This is a genomic window from Streptomyces hazeniae (genome assembly GCF_031845485.1).
Lineage (GTDB): Bacteria > Actinomycetota > Actinomycetes > Streptomycetales > Streptomycetaceae > Streptomyces > Streptomyces hazeniae.
Genome location: NZ_JAVREQ010000200.1, coordinates 1 through 438, shown reverse-complemented (window position 1 = coordinate 438; position 438 = coordinate 1). Strand labels below are relative to the sequence as shown.

The 438-nt window shown below is 73.1% G+C and carries 1 protein-coding gene; it reads left to right on the top strand.

Annotated elements, in window-relative coordinates; all coding sequences use genetic code 11:
• Nucleotides 1-438, top strand: a 438-nt coding sequence (locus RM572_RS29310; RefSeq protein ID WP_311676376.1) for an aminotransferase class I/II-fold pyridoxal phosphate-dependent enzyme, incomplete at both ends; no start/stop codon positions are given.

Sequence of the window (438 nt, the reverse complement as noted above, 5' to 3'; positions counted from 1 at the left end):
GACCGGGTCGACATCATCACCGGCACCCTCGGCAAGGCGCTGGGCGGCGCCGCCGGCGGGTACGTCGCCGCCCGCGCCGAGATCGTCGCCCTGCTGCGCCAGCGCTCGCGCCCCTACCACGTCTCCAACTCCCTCGCCCCGGTCATCGCCGCCGCCTCCCTCAAGGTCATCGACCTGCTGGAGTCCGCCGGAGACCTGCGCGACCAGCTGAACGCCAACACCGCGCTCTTCCGCACCCGGATGACCGAGGAGGGCTTCGACATCCTCCCCGGCGACCACGCCATCGCCCCCGTCATGATCGGGGACGCCGCGAAGGCGGGCCGGATGGCGGAGCTGCTCCTGGAGCGCGGTGTGTACGTGATCGGGTTCTCGTACCCCGTCGTGCCACAGGGCGCCGCGCGCATCCGCGTCCAGCTCTCCGCCGCGCACTCCACCGCC